The 22,790-nt window shown below is 67.7% G+C and carries 22 protein-coding genes; 7 read left to right on the top strand and 15 right to left on the bottom strand.

Going from position 1 to position 22,790, the window contains the following annotated elements; genetic code table 11:
- Position 1: 1 nt before the first annotated feature.
- The 9 genes from SCH01S_RS13390 to SCH01S_RS13350 are packed head-to-tail and all read right to left on the bottom strand — an operon-like array spanning position 2 to position 8,931.
- Positions 2–595, bottom strand: a complete 594-nt coding sequence (locus SCH01S_RS13390) for a flagellar basal body-associated FliL family protein (protein ID WP_046349303.1) — start codon at positions 593–595, stop codon at positions 2–4.
- A 32-nt stretch (positions 596–627) separates the two neighbouring features.
- Complete coding sequence (locus SCH01S_RS13385; RefSeq protein ID WP_046349302.1) at positions 628–2,142, bottom strand: flagellar hook-length control protein FliK; 1,515 nt, start codon at positions 2,140–2,142, stop codon at positions 628–630.
- Positions 2,142–2,582 carry a hypothetical protein gene (locus tag SCH01S_RS16815; RefSeq protein ID WP_046349301.1) on the bottom strand — a complete coding sequence of 147 codons (441 nt, stop codon included), beginning with the start codon at positions 2,580–2,582 and terminating at the stop codon, positions 2,142–2,144. The genes SCH01S_RS13385 and SCH01S_RS16815 overlap by 1 nt, the downstream gene beginning before the upstream one ends.
- Entirely contained in the window at positions 2,582–3,907 is a 1,326-nt protein-coding gene (locus SCH01S_RS13375) for a FliI/YscN family ATPase (protein ID WP_046349300.1), read from the bottom strand. The genes SCH01S_RS16815 and SCH01S_RS13375 overlap by 1 nt, the downstream gene beginning before the upstream one ends.
- A 3-nt stretch (positions 3,908–3,910) precedes the next feature.
- Entirely contained in the window at positions 3,911–4,627 is a 717-nt protein-coding gene (locus SCH01S_RS13370; protein ID WP_046349299.1) for a FliH/SctL family protein, read from the bottom strand.
- Complete coding sequence (fliG, locus tag SCH01S_RS13365) at positions 4,620–5,627, bottom strand: flagellar motor switch protein FliG (protein WP_046349376.1); 1,008 nt, start codon at positions 5,625–5,627, stop codon at positions 4,620–4,622. Before fliG ends, SCH01S_RS13370 begins: the two co-directional genes overlap by 8 nt.
- The gene (fliF, locus tag SCH01S_RS13360) at positions 5,627–7,309 is read right to left on the bottom strand and encodes a flagellar basal-body MS-ring/collar protein FliF (RefSeq protein ID WP_046349298.1); all 1,683 of its coding nucleotides are present in this window, start codon (positions 7,307–7,309) and stop codon (positions 5,627–5,629) included. Before fliF ends, fliG begins: the two co-directional genes overlap by 1 nt.
- A gap of 3 nt (positions 7,310–7,312) precedes the next feature.
- The gene (gene fliE, locus SCH01S_RS13355; protein WP_046349297.1) at positions 7,313–7,672 is read right to left on the bottom strand and encodes a flagellar hook-basal body complex protein FliE; all 360 of its coding nucleotides are present in this window, start codon (positions 7,670–7,672) and stop codon (positions 7,313–7,315) included.
- Complete coding sequence (locus SCH01S_RS13350; protein ID WP_046349296.1) at positions 7,669–8,931, bottom strand: sigma-54 interaction domain-containing protein; 1,263 nt, start codon at positions 8,929–8,931, stop codon at positions 7,669–7,671. The genes fliE and SCH01S_RS13350 overlap by 4 nt, the downstream gene beginning before the upstream one ends.
- Before the next feature lie 246 nt (positions 8,932–9,177).
- Between SCH01S_RS13350 and SCH01S_RS13345 the strand changes: the two genes are divergently transcribed.
- Positions 9,178–10,011: a flagellin N-terminal helical domain-containing protein gene (locus tag SCH01S_RS13345; RefSeq protein WP_046349295.1), complete on the top strand. Its 834-nt coding sequence runs from the start codon at positions 9,178–9,180 to the stop codon at positions 10,009–10,011.
- Positions 10,012–10,117: 106 nt separating this feature from the next.
- On the top strand, positions 10,118–11,071 hold the full coding sequence (locus SCH01S_RS13340; RefSeq protein ID WP_052733941.1) for an alpha/beta fold hydrolase: 954 nt from the start codon (positions 10,118–10,120) through the stop codon (positions 11,069–11,071).
- A gap of 19 nt (positions 11,072–11,090) precedes the next feature.
- Here SCH01S_RS13340 and SCH01S_RS13335 read toward each other — a convergent pair whose 3' ends face one another.
- The 3 genes from SCH01S_RS13335 to SCH01S_RS13325 are packed head-to-tail and all read right to left on the bottom strand — an operon-like array spanning position 11,091 to position 16,391.
- Positions 11,091–13,436, bottom strand: a complete 2,346-nt coding sequence (locus SCH01S_RS13335; protein WP_046349294.1) for a hypothetical protein — start codon at positions 13,434–13,436, stop codon at positions 11,091–11,093.
- A gap of 50 nt (positions 13,437–13,486) precedes the next feature.
- Positions 13,487–14,527, bottom strand: a complete 1,041-nt coding sequence (locus tag SCH01S_RS13330; RefSeq protein ID WP_052733940.1) for a DUF2332 domain-containing protein — start codon at positions 14,525–14,527, stop codon at positions 13,487–13,489.
- Between the two features lie 55 nt (positions 14,528–14,582).
- Positions 14,583–16,391: an ABCB family ABC transporter ATP-binding protein/permease gene (locus SCH01S_RS13325; RefSeq protein WP_046349293.1), complete on the bottom strand. Its 1,809-nt coding sequence runs from the start codon at positions 16,389–16,391 to the stop codon at positions 14,583–14,585.
- An 85-nt stretch (positions 16,392–16,476) separates the two neighbouring features.
- On the opposite strand from SCH01S_RS13325, the gene SCH01S_RS13320 reads away from it, so the two are divergent.
- The 4 genes from SCH01S_RS13320 to nusB are packed head-to-tail and all read left to right on the top strand — an operon-like array spanning position 16,477 to position 19,131.
- Complete coding sequence (locus SCH01S_RS13320) at positions 16,477–16,707, top strand: hypothetical protein (protein ID WP_046349292.1); 231 nt, start codon at positions 16,477–16,479, stop codon at positions 16,705–16,707.
- Positions 16,708–16,745: 38 nt separating this feature from the next.
- Positions 16,746–17,396, top strand: a complete 651-nt coding sequence (gene hisG, locus SCH01S_RS13315) for an ATP phosphoribosyltransferase (protein ID WP_046349291.1) — start codon at positions 16,746–16,748, stop codon at positions 17,394–17,396.
- A complete protein-coding gene (gene hisD, locus SCH01S_RS13310) occupies positions 17,393–18,682 on the top strand; it encodes a histidinol dehydrogenase (protein ID WP_046349290.1) in 1,290 nt (429 codons plus the stop codon). Before hisG ends, hisD begins: the two co-directional genes overlap by 4 nt.
- On the top strand, positions 18,679–19,131 hold the full coding sequence (gene nusB, locus SCH01S_RS13305) for a transcription antitermination factor NusB (protein ID WP_046349289.1): 453 nt from the start codon (positions 18,679–18,681) through the stop codon (positions 19,129–19,131). The genes hisD and nusB overlap by 4 nt, the downstream gene beginning before the upstream one ends.
- 132 nt (positions 19,132–19,263) lie before the next feature.
- Here nusB and pgmG read toward each other — a convergent pair whose 3' ends face one another.
- From pgmG to SCH01S_RS13290, 3 genes are all read right to left on the bottom strand, one after another.
- On the bottom strand, positions 19,264–20,652 hold the full coding sequence (gene pgmG, locus SCH01S_RS13300) for a phosphoglucomutase/phosphomannomutase PgmG (protein ID WP_046349374.1): 1,389 nt from the start codon (positions 20,650–20,652) through the stop codon (positions 19,264–19,266).
- Positions 20,653–20,784: 132 nt separating this feature from the next.
- Positions 20,785–21,060, bottom strand: a complete 276-nt coding sequence (locus SCH01S_RS13295; RefSeq protein WP_046349288.1) for a J domain-containing protein — start codon at positions 21,058–21,060, stop codon at positions 20,785–20,787.
- Positions 21,060–21,845, bottom strand: coding sequence for a division plane positioning ATPase MipZ (locus tag SCH01S_RS13290; protein ID WP_046349287.1), 786 nt, complete (start codon positions 21,843–21,845; stop codon positions 21,060–21,062). Before SCH01S_RS13290 ends, SCH01S_RS13295 begins: the two co-directional genes overlap by 1 nt.
- 84 nt (positions 21,846–21,929) lie before the next feature.
- On the opposite strand from SCH01S_RS13290, the gene panC reads away from it, so the two are divergent.
- Positions 21,930–22,778, top strand: coding sequence for a pantoate--beta-alanine ligase (panC, locus tag SCH01S_RS13285; protein ID WP_046349286.1), 849 nt, complete (start codon positions 21,930–21,932; stop codon positions 22,776–22,778).
- Positions 22,779–22,790 lie beyond the last annotated feature (12 nt).

Raw genomic sequence — 22,790 nt, 5'->3', positions numbered from 1 at the left:
GCTACTGAACAATGAAATTGGTAAAGTAGACGTTACCGACGCCGCCAAAACCTTCCTTTTCCTTCAGAACATCGTTGATTGCCTTCACCAGGCGGCGCTGCAGATCCTTCTTGCCGTCGCTGGTGAAGACCTGTTCCTCGTCGGTGTCGGCGAGCGTCATCAGCACGGCCGAACGGACCGCCAGCTCGTGCGCCTTCAGATGATCGATGACCTTTTCGTCATAGGGCGTCGAGACGGCGAGGCCGACCTGGATCAGGTGAACGCTGTCCTTCAGATTCGAGGTGAAATCCTTCTCGATCTGGAAATAGCTCGATTCGTACTTCGGGCCGTCGGCCGAGGCACTGCCGCCCTCGTGGCTTCCGCCCTCGCCTTCCTCCTTGGCGGGCTTGGAGCCTTTCGGAAGAAGCTTCGGCAGATCCTTGCCTTTCGGCACCTCGGCCTTGGCGCCGCCGATCAGGCCGGACGAAGCGATAAAGATGCCGCCGCCGACGCCGGCTCCGGCCAGAATCAGGGCGGCGAGAATCATGACGAGGCCCTTCTTGCCCTTTTTCTTCTTCGGGCCGGCCTGGTCGGGAGTGGGAGCTGCGGTGGCCATGGTCGTCTACGCTTTCTGTGGCTGAGAATGGATCAGGCGATCAGGTCGCCGTCGGATTGGGATTCGGGCTCCGAATCGGCGGGAGGCGCCGGACGCGGACGAAGCGGCGCCGACGGCTGGTGCTGATGCTCGGGAGCAGAGCGGCGATCATGCGAATCGGTGCTGCCGAACCCCGCCTGGGCAAAACGGATGCCGCGCGCTTCGGCCAGTTCATGCAGCTTGGGCGCGGCGTCGGTCAGCAACTGCCGCGCCTGCGGCGTTTCGGCCTGCAACGTCACGTGCAGCCGATCCTGGCGCTGCTCGATCTTCACGTCGACCGGGCCGAGAGCATCGGGGACGAGGCGAATCTGCGCGTCGCGCCGCCCGCCTTCCGACTGCGGCATCTCCGCGATCCGGTCGATCATTGCCTGCATCCACTCGGCGCGGCCGGTGTCGATCACCGGCCGATGCGCAGGAACGAAGCTCGGGTGAAGCGGCGCGGGATCGGATGACAGAATCTGAGGCGCAGGCGCCGTGATCGGCGGCAACGGCGCGGAATCGGCCGTCGCCGAGCCGTCACGCTCGTCCCGTTCGCCGACTGCCGCGCGGACCAGCTGAGCAATCTCGCGCGCAACCTCGGGCGGGACCGCAAAGCTGTTCGGCAGTGCCGCGGCCGGAGTCGGGCTCTGGGCCGGCTGCGGACGCTGAACCTGAACGGGCCCTGCCTGCGGCGTTGCCGGCGAAGCGTCGGTTCCGGGCTTCGGCAGATCCGGTTGCGGCGGGTCGAGTTTCGCGTTGGGCGAAACCGCGGCGGCGGGCGCCTGCCCTGCGGTGCCGTCGGCAATCGCTCTCGGCACGGGGGGCTCGTCGACGGGCTGCGGCGGCAGCGGCACCCAGGCGAACGGCGGGGCCTGCGCCGGCACGTCCGCGGGCTGAGCCGGCGATGGATCGGAGGGTATGGGCTTGTCCGCCTGCTCCGGCAGCGGGGCGGGGTCGATTACCGGCATGTCCGCGACCTCTTCCGGGGGAAGCTGCACAGGAAGCGGCGGCCGCGGGAGCGGAGTCTTGTTCGCGAGCGGCAAAGGGGACGTCCCATGCGGGCGCCAGATTTGCAGCCCGCAGGGAATCGGGTCCGGGTCGAGAGCAGATTGGCCGGGCGCCACCACCGGAGCTGCCGGAGCGGCAGCATCGCCGGGCGCGGCGACCTGGGGAGCGTCCGGCGCAGCCTCGTCGACAACTTCGGGCGGCAATGAGACCGGAGGGACTGGCGCAGTCGGGACCGGGCCGGCAGAGCCGACCATCACCGCTTCCACAGCTTCGACGTCGACGGGGGGCTCGGGTTCGGGTCCACCGGCAACATTCGGCCGGGCGGGCGGCAAATTCGTGCCGACCGGCACCATCAGCGGGGGTGAGGCATCGAGCGTGAAGCCCGGTCCCAAACCGGCGATGACACTGGCGAACGCGCCTGGCGCGACGCCATCGATGGCCGCGACCGGAGTGACGGCGATCGGCGAGGCGCCGGTGAGCAGGGTCGGAACCCCGGGCGAAGAGATGTTGAGCGACGGCATCAGCCGTTCTTCAGCAAGGACCGTGCCAGTGCCCGCGCATGCTGCGGGGAATCTTCCAGGGCCTTCCGCACGGCGGCGGCCTGGCTCTCCAATTCGCGCTCGATCAGTTTTTCGACGACGCCATGATCGCGCTTGGCGGCGTTGGCGGCGTCGCGCGCGTCGTCGAGCTGCTCGTGAGCAAGCTGAACGCGGCGCTGCGCCTCGACCTGGCTGCGCGCGAGCCGGTCGCGATAATGGGCCGCGGCGAACAGGCTGAGGCCCTGCTCGCGACCCTCGCGCGGCGCGACGTCCTGGCGCAGCGAGTCGATGCGGGCTGCAAGGGCGGCGGCGCTGGACGCGCGCTCGGCCGCGGCAGCCTGCTCCGCACGGGCAAGATCGAGCTGGAGCGACCGGACGCGGAGCATGCGCCCAAGCCGCTTTGCATCCCGATGGTTCGCCATCAGCCGTCGCCGAAGATCCCGACCAGCTCGCCGGCCGCGTCATCGAGCGACACGGCACTGTCGGCATCCTGCCGGATATAGTCGAGGATTGCGGGGTGGTAGGCGAGCGCCTGGTCGATCTGCGCATCGGTGCCGCCGCGATAGGCGCCCATCAGGATGAGATCGCGATTTTCTTCGTATGTCGCGAGGTGCCGGCGGAGCACGCGCGCGGCGGCGATATGCTCGGGGGCAGCGATGTCGGTCATCACGCGGCTGACCGACGGGCCGAGATCGATCGCAGGATAGACGGCACGCTCGGCCAGGCTGCGCGACAGCACGATGTGGCCGTCGAGGATCGAGCGTGCGCTGTCCACGACCGGATCGCTGCCGTCATCACCGTCGGCAAGCACCGTGTAGATCGCAGTGATCGAACCGCCGCCACGCGCATCGGCACCGGCGCGCTCGATCAGATTGGGCAGCATCGCGATCGCGGACGGCGGATAGCCGCGCGCCGATGCCGGTTCGCCAAGCGCCAGCCCGATTTCGCGGCCGGCATGCGCGACGCGGGTCAGGCTGTCCATGATCAGCAGCACGCGCTTGCCCTCGGCACGGAATGCCTCGGCAATCGCGGTCGCGCGCATCGCGCCGCGGATGCGGAGCACGGGCGAATGGTTGGCGGGGACGGCGACGATGACCGCGCGCTTCCGCGCCTCACCGGCCACCTTGGTTTCAAGGAAGTCGGTGACTTCGCGGCTGCGCTCGCCGATCAGCCCGACCACGACCACGTCCGCCTTCACCTGGCGCACGATCATGCCGAGCAGCACGGACTTGCCGACGCCCGAGCCGGCCATGATGCCGACGCGCTGGCCCTGACCGATCGTCAGCAGGCCATTGATCGCGCGGACGCCGACATCGAGCGGCTGAGTCACGCGCGCGCGGTCGAGCGGATTTTGCGGCTTGCCGGCGAGTGGCCAGCTCTTCGCGCCGCGAATGGGCCCGAGCCCGTCAATCGGATGGCCGGCGCCATCGACGACGCGGCCAAGCAGCGCGGAGCCAACCTGCGCTTCGCCCGGCTGGCCGACCGGCCGCACCGGAGCATCGGGAAGCAGGGGCGCCGGGCCGCCGAGATTCATCAGCAAGGTCTTGCCGGCGCGGAAGCCGATCACCTCGGCTTCGACCGCGCCGTGACCCGATCCGATCCGACAGACCGTGCCCACCGGCACCGTGATGCCGACTGCTTCCATCAGCAGCCCGTCGAACGATGCGAGCCGGCCAACGACTTCAGGCTGCGGCGAGAAATCAAGCGCGAGACGGGAGAGATAGTCTTCGGCGAAGCGCTTCAGCATGGATCAGCCCGCATCCGGCAGCGCTGCGCGGTCCAGCGCCGCCGCGAGCTGGGCGAGCCAGGCACCCGGGCCGTCCTCGATCGAGGTCGTGCGCGTTTCGACACGGAAGCCGCCGCGCTCGATCTGCGGATCGGCGGCCGCCACGACCGTCGGCGGCAGTTGCGATTCGACGAGCGGCAGGTCGTCGGGATTGAGCTTCAATGCCGCCGCTTCGGCGCTGTCGGCGAGCAGCGCGACCGCGGCTTCGATACGGCCCGCAAGCAGCTCGGCGGAAACGCCGGCTTCCCCGATCAGTCGCGTCACCAGGAACATCACCGTCTGGCGCAGCCTGCCGGCAAGCGCGTCGCGGTCGAAAGCGCTCATCGCCTCCAGGCCCGCCGCGATACGGGCGAGCGCCTGGGCATCGGCCTCGCCCCGTTCGGCCGCCATGCGTTCCGCGGCGGCCATGCCCTCGGCAAAGCCCTGCGCTCGCGCCGCCTCGACAGCATCCGGAGACGCCTGGGGCGCCTTTTCCTTCTCGCCCATCGGGTCAAAGGGATCCCAGCCCGCCGTCGGATTGGCACCAGGCGTGGCCGGACGGAAATGCTGCGGCTGCGGTGCCGGCGAGAAATGCACCGGGCCGGCGGCCGCAAAGCCGCCGCGCATCCCCGACATCGCAGCGCCCAAGGCGCCGAAATCGACGGACTGCGCCTCGGCGGCGCCCGCGAAACGGCTAGACATAGTCGTCGTCTCCGCCGGCCAGGCGGATGGTGCCGTCCTTGGCCATCTGGCGGGCGATGCCGAGGATCGTCTTCTGCGCCTCCAGCACTTCCGACAGCTTGACCGGCCCGCGCGCTTCCATCTCGTCGCGGATGCCGTCGGCCGCGCGGCTCGACATGCAGCCGAGGAACTTGGTCCGCGCCGCCTCGTCGACACCCTTGAGCGCCAGCACCAGCACGTCGGCTTCGACGCCGCGCAGCAGCGTGCCCATGCTCTTGTCGTCGAGCGCGAGCAGGTGGTCGAAGACGAACATCTCCTCCTCGATCGCCTTCGCCGTTTCCTTGCTGATCTTGGCGACCTTGGGCATCACCCGCTGTTCGGTCGCCTTGCGGGCGTTGTTCATGATCGCGGCGGCCTCCTTGGCTCCGCCGAGCGGAACCGCGGTCGAATTCTGTGCGTCGCTCGCGCGGCGCGACAGCACGTCGCGCAGCATCTCAAGCGCATCCGCCGAAATCGGCCCGAGCGTCGCGATCCGGTGCAGAACGTCGGGCTGCATCGCGTCCGGCAGCTGCTCGATCACCTGAGCGGCGACCGCCGGGTCGAGATTGACCAGCAGCACCGCGGCGATCTGCGGGTGTTCGTCCTTCACCATCGCCGCGATCTCGCCGGCATCGAGCCAGTCGAGCAACGGGATCGCGCAGGCTTCCTCGCGCGGGGTGATGCGGGCGAGCACATTCTCCGCCTTGTCCGCACCCAGCGCCTTGGTCATCATCGTTTCGATCTGCGGGCGCGGATCGAAGCCGATCGTGTTCTTGTCCTTCGCCTTGACGACAAATTCGTCCAGGACCTCAACGACCTGCGGCTCGCCGACATCGGCGACGGCGAACATCGCCTTGCCGAGCATCCGCACTTCTTCCGGATCGAGGTTCTGCAGGATAGCGGCGGCTTCGTCGTCGCCGACCAGCATCATCAGCACCGCCGCCTTTTCAACCCCGGTGAACGCCCGGGCGGGTTCCTGCATCATGCGGCGGCCTTCCCGTCCGAACGGATCATGTCCTTGACCGCAAGCGCGGCGCGGGCGGGATTGTCGCGCGTGAAGTCACGGACCAGCTTCACCTTGTCTTCATAGCCCTGTGCATTTTCGAGCGCCTCGACGCTGACCGGCGGCCGCGACATCGCGAACTCGCCAAGGTCGTTCGCGCCGCCCTGATCTCGCTTCTTGCCGAACATCTTCAGCATCGGCTTCAGGCCGACGAAGATCACCAGCAGCGCGATCACCAGCGCGGTCAGGTTGCGGGCGAGCACGGGGAACCAGCCGGCATCGTACCAGGGGGCCTTCGCCTCTTCCGCACTCGCCCCGGCGAACTTGCGCGAAATCACCGTGACCTGGTCATTACGCGAAGCGTCGTAGCCGACCGCCGCACGCACAAGATCAGTGATCTGCGCGATTTCCTGCGGGTTGCGCGGCTTGCCGCCCTCCGGCTCGCGCAGCACGACCGCGACCGAGATGCGCTTCAGGCTGCCCGGTACAGCGCGAGTGACGGAGACTTCCTTGTCGAGCTCATAGGCCCGCGAGAACTGGTCCGACTGCTTCAGCGAATCCGGAACCTTGCCGCCGGGAGCAGGCGTCGCAGCGCCGGACGGTGCCGCGGCCTGTCCGGCCTTCACCTGCGCGGCAGGCGGCGGCGTGTTGGACAGGGTGCCGGGAATGCCTTCGGCAGGGATCGGGCCGGACTGGTTGCCGGTCCAATTGCCCTGCTCGGCGCGCAGCGCACCTTCCTTGCCATAGGCCTCGCGGGTCGCCTGGGTTTCGTCGAGATTGACGTCCGCCTGGACCTCGGCGCTGAAATTGCCGGCGCCGACCAACGGCGTCAGCAGCTGGGTCAGCTGCTCGCGATATTTATCCTCGACCCGGCGCTGGAAATCGATGCGCTCGTCGCTCGCGCCCAGTCCGTCACCGACGCCGCCGGGTTTCGTCAACAGAGTCCCGGCGCCGTCGACGATCGTGACCGCGTCCGGCTTCATGCCCGGCACGGACGAGGCAACGAGATTGATGATCGAGCGAACCTGCGCGTCGGCCAGAGTGTGATTGCCGGCGAGCCGGACGATGACCGAGGCAGACGGCGCCGCGTTGTCGCGGACGAACACGGTGTTTTCCGGCATTGCCAGGTGAACGCGGGCGTCGGTGACACCCTCGATTTCCTCGATCGACTTGGCGAGCTCCGTCTCGCGCGCTTGGCGGAGGCGTTCGCCCTCCACCGCGCGGCTGACGCCCATCGGCAGCTGATCGAGAATCGCATACCCGCCCGGCGTCGCCTTGGGCAGGTTCTGCGACGCGAGCAGCATCCGCGCCTTGTAATAGTCGTCGGCCGAGACGGTCAGCGTGCCGGTCTGGCTATCGATATGGCTGTCGATCTTGGCCTGCGACAGCGCTTCCGAGGCGGCTGCCTTGTCCGCATCGGAGAGGCCTGAAAACAGGATCTTCTGCGGAGGCGTCGCGACCAGGGTCCAGGCGAGCGCGGCCGAGCCGAGCAGGCCCAGAAGGCCGATCAGCGGGGCGCTTTTCTTAACGGCGGGCTGCGCCCAGACGCGTTGCAGCGCGCCCATCGGATTGCGGCCAAGGTCGCCGAAACTCGCGGCCGGAGCGGCGGGAGCGGCGGGCAGAACCTCGCCTTGGGTGGGGGTGAGTGCGTTGCTGGCCATCGATTATACCGGCATGCTCATGATGTCCTTGTAGGCGGACAGGAGTTTGTTGCGGGTCTGGAGGGTCGCTTCAAAGGCGATCGACGCCTTCTGGCGCGCCATCATCACCTGGGCGACGTCGACCGTCTCGCCACGCTCATAGGCTTCGCTGGCTTGGTTGGCGGCGTTCTGGCTGGCATTGACCTGCTTCAGCGCCGCTTCGAGCGTCGCCCCGAAACTGTTGCCGGCGCCGCCCGCGGTGTTCGGCGCAGGCGCGGCGGTGCCGCCGACCTGTGCCGCCTTTTGCAGGGCTGCGTTGCGCTCGAGAATCTGGGCGCGGATCGCCATCACGCGATCGGCGCCGGAAACGCTACTGATGCTCATGCCCAGGCACTCCGGCTAGGGGCGACAGTGCCGCCGGCCTCGCGGATGCGGGCCAGGCGATAGCGCAAGGTGCGCTCCGAAATGCCGAGGCGCCGGGCGGTCTCGGTGCGGTTGCCGCCGCACGCGGCCAGCGCGTCCTGGATCGCCTGCACCTCGTGCAGCCGCACGATGTTGGTGAGCGTCGGATCGGCCGCGGGAACGGGCGCCGGCATCGGCCGCGCCGTCGCGTCGAACACGATATGGCTCGCCTCGATCCGGTCGCCCGGGGCCAGCAGCAGCGCGCGCTGAATGACGTTTTCGAGCTCGCGGACATTGCCAGGCCAATCGTGCGCCTGGAGCGCGTCAAGCGCGTCCTGGCTCGGCCATGGAATGGTCGCGCGGTTGCCGGCGTGGCGCAGGATCATCGTCGCCGCGAGCGCGGCAATGTCCTGGCGCCGGTGCGCAAGCGGCGTGGTGGTGAGCGGAAAGACGCTCAGCCGGTAGTAAAGATCGGCGCGGAACCGGCCCGCGTCCACTTCGGCCGGCAGGTCGCGGTTGGCGCAGGCGATCACGCGAACGTCGATCGCCTCGGGCGTGGTTGCACCGAGCGGCACCACTTCGCGCTCTTGCAGGACGCGCAGCAGCTTGGCCTGGAGGCCCAGTGGCATTTCCGCGATCTCGTCGAGCAGCAGGGTGCCGCCATGCGCGGCGCGGAAAAAGCCCTGGGCGGCTGCACCGGCACCGGTGAAGGCGCCCTTGGTATGCCCGAACAGCAGAGCTTCGAGCATGGATTCCGGCAGCGCCGCGCAATTGACGGCGACGAAGGGACCGTCGGCACGCGCCGAATTGGCGTGAATATGGCGGGCGAGCACTTCCTTGCCGGTTCCGGTCGGGCCGTTCACCAGCACGGTGATGTCGCTCGCCGCGACCCGCTCGGCGAGTGCGAACAGGGCCAGCGTGTTGGGATCGGCGGCGGTCGGCGCGGTGCCGCGCAGCAGCGCTGCGGCAAAGGCATGGCCGAACACCATATCCTCGGCGGCATAGGCGAGGCGGGCCGGCGTGGCGTCCCCGGCCGTGGCCAGCCGGCGCTCGGCATCCGATCCCAGCGCCAGCGTGGCGCGCGGCGCAGGCAGCGGTTCGCCGTCGTTGACGATGAACGAATCACCGGGGCGAACCCGTCCGCCTGCGAACGGCCGGACATCCCAGCCAAGCCCGCGCAGCCAGGACAGCAATACCGCCTGGCTCTGGCCCGCGGCTTCGCTGAAGTAGATCGACTGCATGTTCTGTTCTGTCCCCCGAGTGGTCCGGACCTTGCGGCCTTCGGAGGCTGGTATCGGCGAACAGAGTAAAGCGCCGGTTAACGCTGCCTTCTTTGCCGCATGCGCGCGCGAGGGGATCGGAAAAATCCGCCGCCCCGCCCCTAAAGTCCCGCAACCGGCGGCCGTTGAGTGCAGTGGCGGCTCTGGCTTCGATCCGGCTCTCCGGGGGGAAGGAGCGACAGCCGGGCAGAATATTGGAGACGAGTTATGACTGTTATTTCGACCAACTCGGCGGCCCTGCGCGCCCAGAACGGTTCGCGCATGGCCGAAATGTCGCTGCAGACGGCGATGGAGCGTCTGTCGACCGGCAAGCGCATCAACAGCGCCAAGGACGACGCGGCCGGCCTCGCCATCGCTTCGACCATGACCGCCACGATCCGCGGCATGGGCCAGGCGATTCGCAACGCCAACGACGGCATCTCGTTCGCGCAGACCGCGGAAGGCGCGCTCGGCGAAGTTTCGAACATGCTGCAGCGTATTCGCGAACTGGCCGTGCAGTCGGCATCGGGCACCTATTCCGATACGGACCGCACGAACCTGAACACCGAAGTGACGCAGCTCAAGTCGCAGATCACCAGCATCCTCGCGACCACCGAGTTCAACGGCACCCGCATCTTCAACTCGGCGGCGTCGGGCACGACCTACACCGCCCAGGCGGGTTCGGTGTCGATCCAGATCGGCGCGAACAATGGCGACTCGATCAACCTGACCTTCACCTCGCTGTCCGACCTGGCGTCGGGCACGGCGGTCGACACGGCGACCAACGCCAACACGGCGCTGACCAACGTCGACACGACGCTGAAGGCGGTCAACACGACCCGCGCCTCGCTCGGCGCCGGCCAGAGCCGCCTGCAGTCGGTGGTCAACAACCTGACCAGCAACGTCAACAACCTGTCCGATGCGCGCAGCCGCATCGAGGACGCGGACTTCTCGGCGGAAACGACCAACCTCGCCAAGTCCCAGATCCTGTCGCAGGCCGCGACGGCGATGCTCGCTCAGGCGAACCAGAGCCAGCAGAACGTGCTGAGCCTGCTGCGCTAACCGGTTTCGTAACCGTAGCGTAAGCTTCTTCCAGCCCCCGGCGCTTCGCGGCGCCGGGGGTTTTCTTTTGTCCGCAACCGGCCGAAGACGGCGGCGTTGGGCGACGATGGCGAACAAAAAAATCCCCCTCGCGGCAAAACTGGGCCTGGCGGCAGCGGCGCTGGGTGCGGCCGCACTCTACAATCGCAAGAAGGCTCGCGGCGCCGAGGCGGCGACCCCGCCGGCCGGCAAGTTCGTCGAGGTCGACGGCGTCCGGCTTCATTATGTCGAGCGTGGCGACGGCAAGCCGCTGGTGATGCTGCACGGCATGGCCGCCTTGGTGCAGGACCTGCTCGGCTCCGGCCTGATCGACCGCGCGGCGGAGCGGTACCGGGTGATCGCGTTCGACCGGCCCGGCTATGGCTATAGCGATCGGCCACGCGGAACGATGTGGACGCCCGAAGCGCAGGCAGCTTTGATCCGCGCCGCCCTCGTCAAGCTCGGCATCGAGCGGCCCCTGGTGCTCGGCCATAGCTGGGGCACGCTGCCTGCGTTGGCCTTGGCGCTGGACCATCCGGACGAAGTGGCTGGGCTGGTGCTGCTCGCCGGGCCCTATTTCCCGGTGAAGCGGCCGGACCCGGTGCTCCTCGCCCTCCCCTCCGTTCCGGTCGTCGGGACGTTGCTCGCGAACACGGCAACGCCGCTGCTCGCACGTGCGGCCCGCAACCGTGTCGTCAAACAGATCTTCGCGCCGAATCCGGTGCCGCCAGAGTTCGCCGCCTTCCCGGCCGAGCTTGGTCTCAGGCCCAGCCATATCCAGGCGACGGCGGGCGATGCCGGCTTGCTGCAGCTCGCGGAGCTGCGGCTGTCAAAACGCTATCGGGAGTTGCGGCTACCGGTCGCGATCGTCGCGGGCGACGGCGATCGACTGGTGCCCTACGCCCAGGCCGAGCGGCTGCACGCGCTGCTGCCGCACAGCAGCCTGCACCGGCTCAACGGTACCGGTCATATGGTCCATTGGGTTGCGCTCGACGACGTGATGGCCGCGATCGACACCGTCGCGGCGCGGGCAGTCGGCTAGGGTGTGTACTCGATAGCCGTCAGGCGGCTTGCTTCACGTCCGCGGCCCCGTCCCGGCGCACGACCGGGCGGAAGACGATGTGGAGCAGCACGTCGGTTTCGCGCTTCAGCTGCGGCGGCGGCACCATGGTCAGCGCGGCAGGGCCGGCGCAGCGGAACAGGCCATCGGCGATCGCCTCCATTCCGTCGTGAAGCACCGGCGCCGGGACCGATATGCCGTCGGTCATCCCGAAGGTTTCGACGACATGGAAGCGCGCCGATTCGATCTGCACGCAATCGAGTGCCGCGCCCCATCGAACGGCGGCGGTGAACCTCCCGGCGCCCGTCGGGATCGCCATCGCATAATAACCGTCGTGCGTCGGATGCGCGTCGATTTCGATCAGCGTTTCGCCCTGCGCATCGGCGAGGATCACAGGCAGCCGCATCGGCGTGCCGGACATATCGCCGGTGGTGATCTCCAGCCCGAATCGGCGCCAGGTGAGCATCGACAGGTTGAGAGCCAGGCCGTGGCCGCGGATTTCCCCCGGAATGTAGATACGCTCGGCATGCATCAGATACGGCAGTCCGCGCGACTTAAGGCCGGCGAGCGCCGCATCGGCGTCGACCAGCGGCACCACGCGCTCGGTGCCGAGATTCACGTCGTGGTCGAAGCAGCGCAGCACGTCGAGCTCGGGCTCGGTCGGCAGGAACAGCAGCCGCGCGAGCGCGGCGCCCGCGGCCATTCGCCACGCATCTGCATCGCCCGGCAGCCCGGCGCTCGCCGCGGCAAACGCCACCGCGCCCGCCTGGACGCGGCTCCGCGTCGCGCTCTGGATGGCCTTGATGCCCGCAGACTTGCGGACCGGCGTGCCGTCCCATTTGTAATCGACGACCGAACCCTGAGCGATCGTGGAGAGCTGCTCGACCACCGCGATCGGATCGCACAGCGCGTCCAGCGTGCGAAAGTCGTAATGGCGCGAATCGAACAGGCCCTGCTTGTCGAGACCGGTCGGCTGCTCTTCGCGCAGCAGCAGATAGCGGCCGGCGACGTGCAGGCCCATCCGTGCCTGCAGCATCGGCGTCACCTTGTCCTGCACCGATCCGTGATAGCCCAGATCGGCGAACACCACCGCGTCACCTTCACCAACGCCGGCGCGCTTCAGATGGGCGATCAACCGGTCGGCGAATTTGGTCGAGCGGTAGATGATCTGGCCCATCGTTTCGGGCCGAAGCACCGTCTCGACAAAGTCCGGATCATTGCCCGGGGCATCGAGCTTCAGCTTGGCGAGCTCGCCTTGCTTGAACTGGAATTGGCGTGCGAGCACTTCGACGGTGCTGCGCATCCCTTCGTGGAGCAGGCGCCCGCGAACCGCATCTTCGTCGATCATGCCGGCGCTGGCCGCGGTCTGCCGGCTGATCTCGACCCGTTGGATGGTGCTGTCCGGGAACAGCGCTTCGAAGACTTCGGCGGGCAGGAAGCCGTCGCGAAGCAGGAACAGCAGGTGCGTCATGCGCCCGGTCTGCTCTGCGATCGCGGCCTGCTCGTCGCGCAGCCAGCCGGCATAGGCGCGGAGCAACGGGCCCAGCACGTCATGGCCGAGCGCGAAGGCGGCCCCGCTCTCGCGACGCATCGAGACCAGCGGCCGGTGCGGCTGGAAAGTCGGACAGGTCACGCGCACCTGCGGATGAAGCATCGTGCTGACCGCTGCTTCCAGGCGCAGCCGGGTCTTCGCGGTCTCGTCGAACTGGAGCAGATGGACGGTGTTGATGCCAAGCTCGTCCGGCGCGACCTGGTCGGCGCCGTGATTGTCGCCGACGTGGAGCACCTCCTCAGGCGCGGCGCCGAGCGCTTCGAGCACCGGACCGAACAGCCCGTCGCTCTTGTTCACCCCGTAGGCACTGGACGGGAAGACGCGGTCGATCATCGCCCCAATGTCTTCGCCGGTCGCGGAGGCGATCAGCGCGCGGAGCTGGGCTTCGTCGAGATAAGTGTCGGAGACGATGATGACGCCGAGGCCGCGGGCCTTGGCATCGCGGATCAGCTGCTGGACCGGCGCAAAGCCGAAGCAGTGCTTCGCCTCGGCGGCCAGTTCCTGAGCGATCGAGCCCGCAACGTCGCCGCCCGGGCGAAGGCGCTCGTGAATCTCTTCGATCGACACTTCGAAGCTGTCGCGGAACAGTTTGGCGGCGTGGCGCGCGGCACCCTCGGCGCGCCGCCGCGGCTCCATCGCGCCGCCGGGAAAAGGCAAGTCCGCGAACACGTCCGCCGGGATCGCCGTGTCGCGCCAGACCAGCGTGTCGAAACAGTCGAGCGACAGCCAGCGGACGCTGTGCGGCGCCTGGTCGAGCAGGCGATTGAGTTCGGACGGACGAAGCTGGATTTTCATGGGCACCTTCTTGGACGATGCCCTTATTGCGGGAGATGGTTGAGAAGGCTTTAACCGTGCCAGCGTATCTTGCTGCCGTGCGGATGACCGGTGGCGAGGTGGCGCTCGCGGCCGCCCGGCCACTTGGTCAGGTGCAGTTCGGGAGGAACCAGCCCGGACGCAAGCTGCTCGAAGCGAAGCCACGCCAGCGGACGCTGCGCAGTGGCCGAAGCGCCAGCGCGGCGAAGCGCATTTGCGATCCGGTCCTGCGTTGCCGCATCCAGATATTGCCAGAATATCGTGTGAAAGACGACCCGGCATACCCCGTCCCGCTGCGGCTCGGCCAAGGCGCTCTCGATAAAGCTGCCGGCATCGCCTTGTTCCAAATCGGGAGGATACTCGGCGGCCAGCGCCAACGCCGCTTCCAGCCGCTGCATCCGCTCGGTCTGATCGACCCAGCAATAGGCGGCGAGCCGCTCGCGCTGCGCCGGATCGGCGACCAACACCGGATTCCGGTCGACCGCGCGCCGGGCGACGATCCGCACCTCCGCGGCGGGCGGGGACTCGCCGCCCCATGCCGGTGCCAGCTGGAGCGGCGAATCCGGGTCGCCGGCGGCCGCGTCGCCGAGCCGATAGCCAAACCGGTCCAGATTCTGGTTGAGACCGGCACTTGCGCCGAGCTCGATCAGCTCGAACGGCAAGCCATATTCGGCGGCTAAAACCATCAGCCCGGCCATGATCGGGGCCGCACGTCCGGTTTCATTGGTCTGCGGCGGCGAATCGAGCCAGGTGGCGAGTTCGGCATCGAAGCGATGCAGCACGTCGCGCACGATCGCGTCGCTATCCTCCAGCGCGCCTGCATAGAGCCGCACCAGCCGTGCATCGGCCTTGCGGCGCGCCAATGCATGCATGCCGCCGGCGAGCCGCAACGGCACCGCGTCGTTGCTGCCGCGCGGATCGCCGCGCCACTCCAGCGTGCGCCGGCCGGTTTCGGTCGAACGGTCCAGCGCCGCCGCGATCCCACGCACGACGGCGGCGGTCACGGGACACTCGGACCGGTCGCAGAACTCGGCCTGGGTGGCGAAGGCATCGCGGACGTCTTGCTCGCTCATGACCGGCGCGTGGCATGCTGCAAGCGTCAGGTAAAGCTTGAGCCCCGGCCCGGGCCTACGCCTCGGTCATTTCCTGTTCCGCTGCCTGCCGTGCCCACATTTCGGCATAGAGGCCGCCCTGCCGCAGCAAGCTGGCGTGGGTGCCGCGTTCGGCGACGCGGCCTTCGTTGAGCACGACGATCTCGTCCGCATCGACGATCGTCGACAAGCGGTGAGCGATCACGATCGTGGTGCGGCGTTCGGAGACGTCGCGGAGCGTGCGCTGGATCTCGCTTTCGGTGCGGCTGTCGAGCGCGCTGGTCGCCTCGTCCAGGATCAGCACCGGCGGATCCTTGAGCAGCGTGCGCGCGATCGCCACGCGCTGCTTCTCGCCCCCCGACAGCTTCAGTCCGCGCTCGCCGACCTGCGCCTTGTAGCCGTCCGGCAGCCGCGAAATGAAGCCGTGGATCGCCGCGCCCCGCGCAGCAGCCTCGATCTCGGCCTGGTCGGCGCCTTCGCGGCCATAGGCGATGTTGTAGCCGATCGTGTCGTTGAACAGCACCGTGTCCTGCGGGACGATGCCGATATTGGCCCGAAGCGTCCGCTGCTGGACGCGGCCGATGTCCTGGCCGTCGATCGAGATGCTGCCGCCGGTCACGTCGTAGAAACGAAACAAGAGGCGCGCGATCGTCGACTTGCCGGCGCCCGACGGGCCCACGATCGCCAGCGTCTTGCCGCCCGGCACCAGGAAGCTGACGCCTTTCAGGATCGGCCGTTCCGGCTCATAACCGAAGCGCACATTGTCGAACTTCACGCGGCCCTCGCTGACGATCAGCGGCTGGGCATTGGGAAGGTCGACCACCTCGGGCTTGGCGTCGATCAGGTTGAACATCGCCGCCATGTCGATCAGTCCCTGGCGGATCGTTCGATAGACCATGCCGAGCATGTCCAACGGCCGGAAAAGCTGAGCAAGGAGCGTGTTCACCAGCACCACGTCGCCGGGCGTGAAACGGCCTTTGCTCCAGCCCCAGACCGTGAAGCCCATCGCGCCCGCCATCATCAGGTTGGTGATCAGCGACTGGCCGATATTGAGCCAGGCGAGCGAGTTTTCCGATTTGACCGCGGCGTCGGCATAGGCGCGCGCTGCCTTTTCATAACGCGCCGCTTCCCTGTCCTCGGCATTGAAATATTTGACCGTCTCGTAGTTCAGCAGCGAATCGACGGCCTTGGCGACCGTGCCGGTGTCGAGGTCATTCATCCGCTCGCGCAACTTCGCGCGCCAGTCGGTCACTCGCCGCGTGAACAGGATATAGGCGGCAACCATCGTGAACGTCGCCGCGACCATGCCGAAGCCGAATTTGACCCAGAAGATGATCGCCACCGCGCCCAGCTCGATCACTGTCGGGCCGATGTTGAACAGCAGAAAGTAGAGCATCACGTCGATGCTCTTGGTGCCGCGCTCGATCACCTTGGTGACGGCGCCCGTCCGCCGCTCCAGGTGAAAGCGCAGCGACAGGTCGTGCAGGTGACGGAACACATGCGTCGCGAGCCGCTGCGTAGCATCCTGCCCGACCCGCTCGAAGATCGTGTTCCGGACATTGTCGAAGAACACCCCACCGAACCGCGCCGCGGCATAAGCGACGACCAAGGCGACCGTGAGCGCCGCGCCCGGCTGCAGGCCCGGCGCCATCCGGTCGATCGCGCCCTTGTACGCGAACGGCATCAGCAGCGTCGTCGCCTTGGCGATCAGGATCAGCACCAGCGACGCGACGACGCGGCGGCGGATCGCCGGCTCATGCTCCGGCCACAGATAGGGAAGGAAGCGGCGGAACATCGACCAGCTCAGCCGGTCGTCCGATGTGCCCCCGGTCACAGGATTCGACATTCTCGTCGATGTAGGAAGGACGAAGCGCGAAACCAATGCAACCGGTCGCAGGATCATTGGTTGAGTCGCTCTGAGGAGAGTGGCGATGGGCCCGTTCATTTACGTGATGGCGATCATGGGCTGCGGCGACGGCGGCTATCAGTGCCAGCAAGCCCGCATTGTCGACACGCGCTTCGAGACGATGGCCCAATGCCAGCAGGCGGCCGAGGCCCAGCTGATCAAAAACAGCGACCTCGAATTTCCCGAACTGATGGCCTCCTGCCGCTCTGTCACCAACCAGATTGCGATGGCCGATCCGAAGACGCGCGCCCACTAGTTGCCCCTCCGGAGCGGCGCCTCTAAAGCCGCCCGGCCATGGCCGACCCCGTCATCATCGCAGTGCCGAAGGGCCGCATCCTGGAGGACGCGCTTCCCTTGCTGGCGCGCGCGGGAATCGAACCGGAACCGGCCTTTTCAGACGAAGGCAGCCGCGCTCTCCGCTTCGCGACCAACCGGCCCGACATCTCGCTGATCCGTGTGCGGGCGTTCGACGTGGCGACCTTCGTCGCCCACGGTGCGGCGCAGTTGGGAATCGTCGGCTCGGATGTACTGATGGAGTTCGACTATTCGGAACTCTATGCGCCTGTCGATCTCGGCATCGGCCGTTGCCGCGTGTCGGTCGCGGAACCGGTTGAGCTGGCGGCGCTCGATGATCCGCGCGAATGGAGCCATGTCCGCGTCGCGACGAAATACCCGGCGCTCACGCGGCGGCATTTCGAAGCGCGCGGCGTACAGGCGGAATGCGTGAAGCTCAACGGCGCGATGGAGCTGGCGCCGTTGCTGGGCCTCTCCAGCCGGATCGTCGACCTCGTCTCGTCCGGCAAGACGCTCAAGGAAAACGGCCTGGTCGAGATCGAGGTGATCGCCGAGGTCAGCGCGCGGCTGATCGCCAATCGGGCCGCGTTCAAGATGCGCAGCGCGCAGATCGGGCCACTGATCGATGCGTTTCGGCAAGCTGTGCGATGATCCGCCTCTCCGTCCGGGACCCCGAATTCGCGGCGCGTTTCGACACGCTGGTGAATGCGCGGCGCGAGGCGGATGCGAACGTGTCGTTCGACGTACTGGCGATACTCTCGCGCGTGCGGGCCGAGGGCGACACGGCGCTGCGCGACTATACGCAGGCCTTCGACGGCCACGATCTCGAGGCCAGCGGCTGGCGGATCGACACCGCCGAGTGCCGGGCAGCGCTGGAGGGACTGGCCCCCGATCTTCGCCGCGCGCTCGAACTCGCGGCCGAGCGGATCACGGCCTATCATGAGAAGCAACGGCCTGCGGATCGCGACGAGGTGGACGCGACCGGGGTCCGGATCGGCGCGCGGTGGCGGCCGGTCGAGGCGGCCGGCCTTTACGTCCCCGGTGGGCGCGCGGCCTATCCCAGTTCGTTGCTGATGAACGCGATCCCGGCCAAGGTCGCAGGTGTCGAGCGGCTGGCGATGGTGACGCCGACGCCGAGAGGCGAGGTCAACCCGCTGGTGCTCGCGGCGGCGGCCTTGGTCGGCATCGAGGAAATCTGGCGCGTCGGCGGGGCGCAGGCGATCGGCGCCCTCGCATACGGCACCCGTCGGATCGCGCCGGTCGATGTGATCGTCGGGCCCGGCAACGCCTGGGTCGCCGAGGCCAAGCGCCAGCTATATGGCGTGGTCGGCATCGACATGGTGGCGGGGCCATCCGAGATCCTGGTCGTCGCCGATGCGGACAACGACCCCGACTGGATCGCCGCCGACCTGCTGAGCCAGGCCGAGCACGATCCGACCAGCCAATCGATCCTGTTCACTGACGATGCGGCCTTCGCCGATGCGGTCGCGGCAGCTGTCGACCGCCAGATCGCGACGCTTGCGACCGGCGCAACTGCACGCGCGAGCTGGGATGCGAACGGCGCGATCATCCTGGTCGAACGACTGATCGACGCCGCGCCGCTGATCGACCGGCTCGCGCCCGAGCATCTGGAGCTGGCCGTTACCGATCCGGAGCCGCTGTTTGCCGCCGTGCGCCATGCCGGCTCGATCTTCCTCGGCCGTCACACGCCCGAGGCGATTGGCGACTATCTGGGCGGCCCGAACCACGTCCTGCCGACCGGCCGGCGGGCGCGTTTTTCGTCCGGACTGTCGGTGCTCGACTTCATGAAGCGCACCAGCTTCCTGGGATGCTCGGCGCCGTCGCTGGAGAAACTTGGACCGGCAGCGGTTGCGCTGGCGGAGGCGGAAGGGCTACCGGCGCACGCACGCTCCGTCGCCCTCAGATTAGGCCAATGACCCAGACCGCACGATCCAAATCCCGTTCCGCCGCCCGCCTTGCCGCGGTGCAGGCGTTGTACCAGCAGGAAATGGAGGGGACGGCGCTCCGTCCGCTGCTGCACGAATTCCACATGCATCGCCTCGGCGCGACAATCGAGGATGTCGAATATGCCGATGCCGAGGTCGAGTTCTTCGACGATATCGTGACTGGCGTCGATGCGCGGCGCGACGAGATCGACCGGCTGATCGCGGCCAAGCTCGCCGAGGGCTGGAGCCTCTCGCGCCTCGACCGGCCGATGCGCCAGATCCTGCGCGCCGGCACCTACGAACTGCTCGCCCGCGCGGACGTGTCTGTCGGCAGCGTGATCAGCGAATATGTCGATGTCGCGCATGCCTTCTACGACAAGCGCGAGACCGCGTTCGTGAATGGATTGCTGGACGGGGTGGCGAAGGAAATCAGACGCTAAGCCCCTCTCCCGCTTGCGGGAGAGGGTGCCGAGCGCCAGCGAGGCGGGTGAGGGCCTGCCAAATGCCGATTGCCCTCACCCGGCGTCGCTTCGCTCCGCCACCCTCTCCCGCGAGCGGGAGAGGGGCTGGACTCAATGCCCCGCTTGCGGCCCGCGCTTGATCCCCGAGGCCGCAAGCTGCTCGTCGATCTGCGCGACCAGCCGATCCAGCCCCGCCTGGTCCTTCGCCTCGGCGCGGGCGACGAGCACGTCCTGGGTGTTGGATGCGCGCAGCAGCCACCAGCCGTCGGGGGTCGTCACGCGGGCGCCGTCGGTGCGATCGACCTCCGCGCCGGCGGTTTCCAGCCGGTCCAGAACCTCGTCCACGACCGCGAACTTGCGGGACTCGTCGACCTGGAAGCGCATTTCGGGCGTGTTCAGCACCGCCGGCATCTCGGACTTGAGCTCGGTCAGGGACTTGCCCGACATCCGGACCGCACCCAGCAGCCGCACCGCCGCATAGAGCGCGTCGTCATAGCCGTAATAATCGTGCGCGAAGAAGATATGGCCGCTCATCTCGCCCGCGAGCGGCGCGTGGATTTCCTTCATCTTCGCCTTGATGTGGCTGTGGCCGGTCTTCCACATCAGCGGCTTGCCGCCGAGCTCGGCGATGCGATCGTAGAGGGTCTGCGACGCCTTGACGTCGCCGATGATCGTCGCGCCGGGCTCCGCCTTCAGCACCGGCTCGGCCAGGATGCCGAGTAATTGGTCGCCCCAGACGATCCGCCCCTGCCCGTCAATCGCGCCGATCCGGTCGCCGTCGCCGTCGAACGCGATGCCGAAGTCGAGGCCCTTGTTGCGGACTTCGGCGCGAAGATGCTCGAGATTCTTCTCTTCGGTCGGATCGGGATGATGGTTCGGGAAGCGCGAGTCGACCTCGGTGAAGAGCAGGTGGTGCTCGCCCGGCAGCTGCTTGACGAGCTTTTCGAGCGCGGGTCCCGCGGCCCCATTGCCGGCATCCCAGGCAATGCGGAACTCGCCGCCCTGATAGCCGGCGACAAGCCGGCCGACATACTGATCCAGAATATCGAAGTCGTTCACTTGGCCCGGCGTCTCGGCCGTTTCCCAGTCCCCTTCGGCGGCGAGCTTGCCGATCTGTTGGATGTCCGCTCCGAAGAAGGGCCGGTGCTGGAACACCATCTTGAAGCCGTTGTAGCTCGGCGGATTGTGGCTGCCGGTGATCATGATGCCGCCGTCCACTTCCAGCACGGCTTCGGCATAATAGAGCATCGGCGTGGGCCCGAGCCCGACCCGCACCACATCGCAGCCGCTCTGTGTCAGCCCCTCGACCAGCGCATCGGCCAGCATCGGCGACGATTCGCGGCCGTCCCAGCCCACCGCCACGCGCGTGCCGCCGGCGCGGCGGAGCAGGGTCGCGAAACCGCGCCCGATCGCGCGGGCATCGTCCGGGCCCAGCGTCTCGCCGATCACGCCGCGAATATCGTATTCGCGCAAGGAGGTGGGGTGGAACTGGTGGGTCATCTTCACTCCTGACGGCATCCCTCACAGGGTTTGGGGCTGAGCCTGTCGAAGCCCTCCCTTTCCCTTTTCGGGATTTGGCAAAAAGAACAAGGGAGGGCTTCGACAAGCTCAGCCCAAACCAGAATCGAAGTCCTAATCCCGATGAGTCGCCGCGAGTTCCCTCAGCAGCACGTCGCGGGCGAGGTTGGTGCGCCGCGCCAATTCGATCGTCCCGCCCGCGTCCGGATGCACGCGCGCGATGATGCGGCGGTGCGCGTCGCGAATCTCGTCCGATCCGGCGTCGGCACGAAGGCCCAGCAGCTCGCGCGCTTCGGTGAGCGGCATCGTCGTGCGCCGCCGCTGCTGATTGCCCCGCCACCAGAAGACGACCAGCGCCGCCAGCATCAGCAGCGTTAGCAGCTTGCCCATCAGGCGGCGGCGCCGATCCGGTCGGGGAGCGCCAGGCCGGAGACGAGCTCACGCAGCTCCTGCCGCGCGGCGACATGGCCGAGGCCGATGTCCGGAATCTGACCGATGTCGAGCATGGTCAGCCCGCTCGGAAACAGTTCGCGATAGATGACGCGTTCGCCGAGTCCTGGGATGATGCGGAAGCCGACTCGCTTCGACAGCTGGTTCAGCGCCTCGCCGACGCGGCGCATGTTGCGCGCCTCGATGTGCTGCATGCGGTTGCGAAGCACGATCCAGTCGATCGTTGCGCCGTCAGTCTTCGCGCGCGCCTTGCGTGCGTCCCAGATCAGCTCCGAATAAAAGCTCGGCCGGCTGACCTTGTAGTTCTCGGGGTCGACCTGCCCGATCAGGTCGAAGTCGACGAAGCTGTCGTTCATCGGCGTGACCAGCGTGTTGGCCATGGTCGCGGCACGCCGGGCGATCGGATCGTCACGACCGGGCGTGTCGATCACGACGAACTCGGCGTTCGCGGCCGCTTCGGCCAGCTTGGCATCGAAACCTTCTTCGCTCGTTCCGTCGACGACTGCGAAGACTGGCTGCGGCAGCTCGACGCCCCGGCGCTTCATCGTCGCGGCGCGATTCTCGAGATAGCGCGCCAGCGTGCGCTGCCGGTGATCCAGGTCGAGCGCCGCGACCGTGCGGCCCTGGGCGGCCAGGGCGACGGCGACGTGGACCGCCGTCGTCGATTTTCCCGTGCCGCCCTTTTCATTTGCGAAAACAATGACGTGCGCGCCGTGCAAGGCCATGCGACCGCTTTCCATACTCAGGTTACTTGATCGAGCGCATCGCGCCCCCCTATTGAGCCCCGTTCATATCAGTCCAGAGTCACCGTGCAAACCATCCGTCAGCTCAAATCGCTTCGGAAAGCGATCGCCGCGCTTCGCGCCCAGGGGGGCAAGGTCGCGCTCGTACCGACCATGGGCGCGCTCCATGCCGGTCATATGGCGCTGGTCGGCGAAGCTCGGAAGCGGGCCGGCCATGTCGTGGTCTCGATCTTCGTCAACCCGAAGCAATTCGGACCGAATGAAGACCTGGCCTCATATCCACGCCGCGCCGCCAAGGATTCGGCGATGCTGAACGAGGCCGGCGTGGCGGTGCTGTGGGTGCCGGACGTCGAGGCCATGTATCCAGCAGACTATGCGACCAACATCTCTATCGCGGGCGTGAGCGACGGGTTGGACGGCGCCGCGCGGCCGGGCCATTTCGACGGCGTGGCGACAGTCGTCGCGAAGCTGTTCAACCAGGTGCGGCCCGATGTCGCGCTATTCGGCGAAAAGGACTTCCAGCAACTGGCGGTGATTCGCCGGATGGTCGCGGACCTCGATTTCGGAATCGAGATCGTCGGCGTGCCGACAGAGCGGGAGGAAGATGGCCTCGCCCTCTCGTCACGCAACGTCTATCTGACGCCCGAAGAGCGCGTGCAGGCCCGGGCCCTGCCCCGTGCGCTCGGCGCGGCCGCAGCGGCGATCGAAAGCGGAGGCGATATCGCCGAGGCGCTGGCGCGGGCGGAAGCCGCGCTGATCGAGGCCCGATTCCAGTCGGTCGATTATGTCGCGCTGTGCGATGCGGCGACCCTGCAGCCGGTCACGGCGCTCCAGGGTCCGGCGCGGTTGTTGGCAGCGGCGCGCATCGGCGCGGCCCGGCTAATCGACAATGTGCCGGTCATGCCTAAGCAATAATCACCCAATCGC

It is taken from the genome of Sphingomonas changbaiensis NBRC 104936 (genome assembly GCF_000974765.1).
Taxonomy (GTDB): Bacteria; Pseudomonadota; Alphaproteobacteria; order Sphingomonadales; family Sphingomonadaceae; genus Sphingomonas_B; species Sphingomonas_B changbaiensis.
The sequence above is the reverse complement of the archived record's forward strand: the minus strand, read 5'-3'. Positions and strand labels throughout refer to the sequence as shown.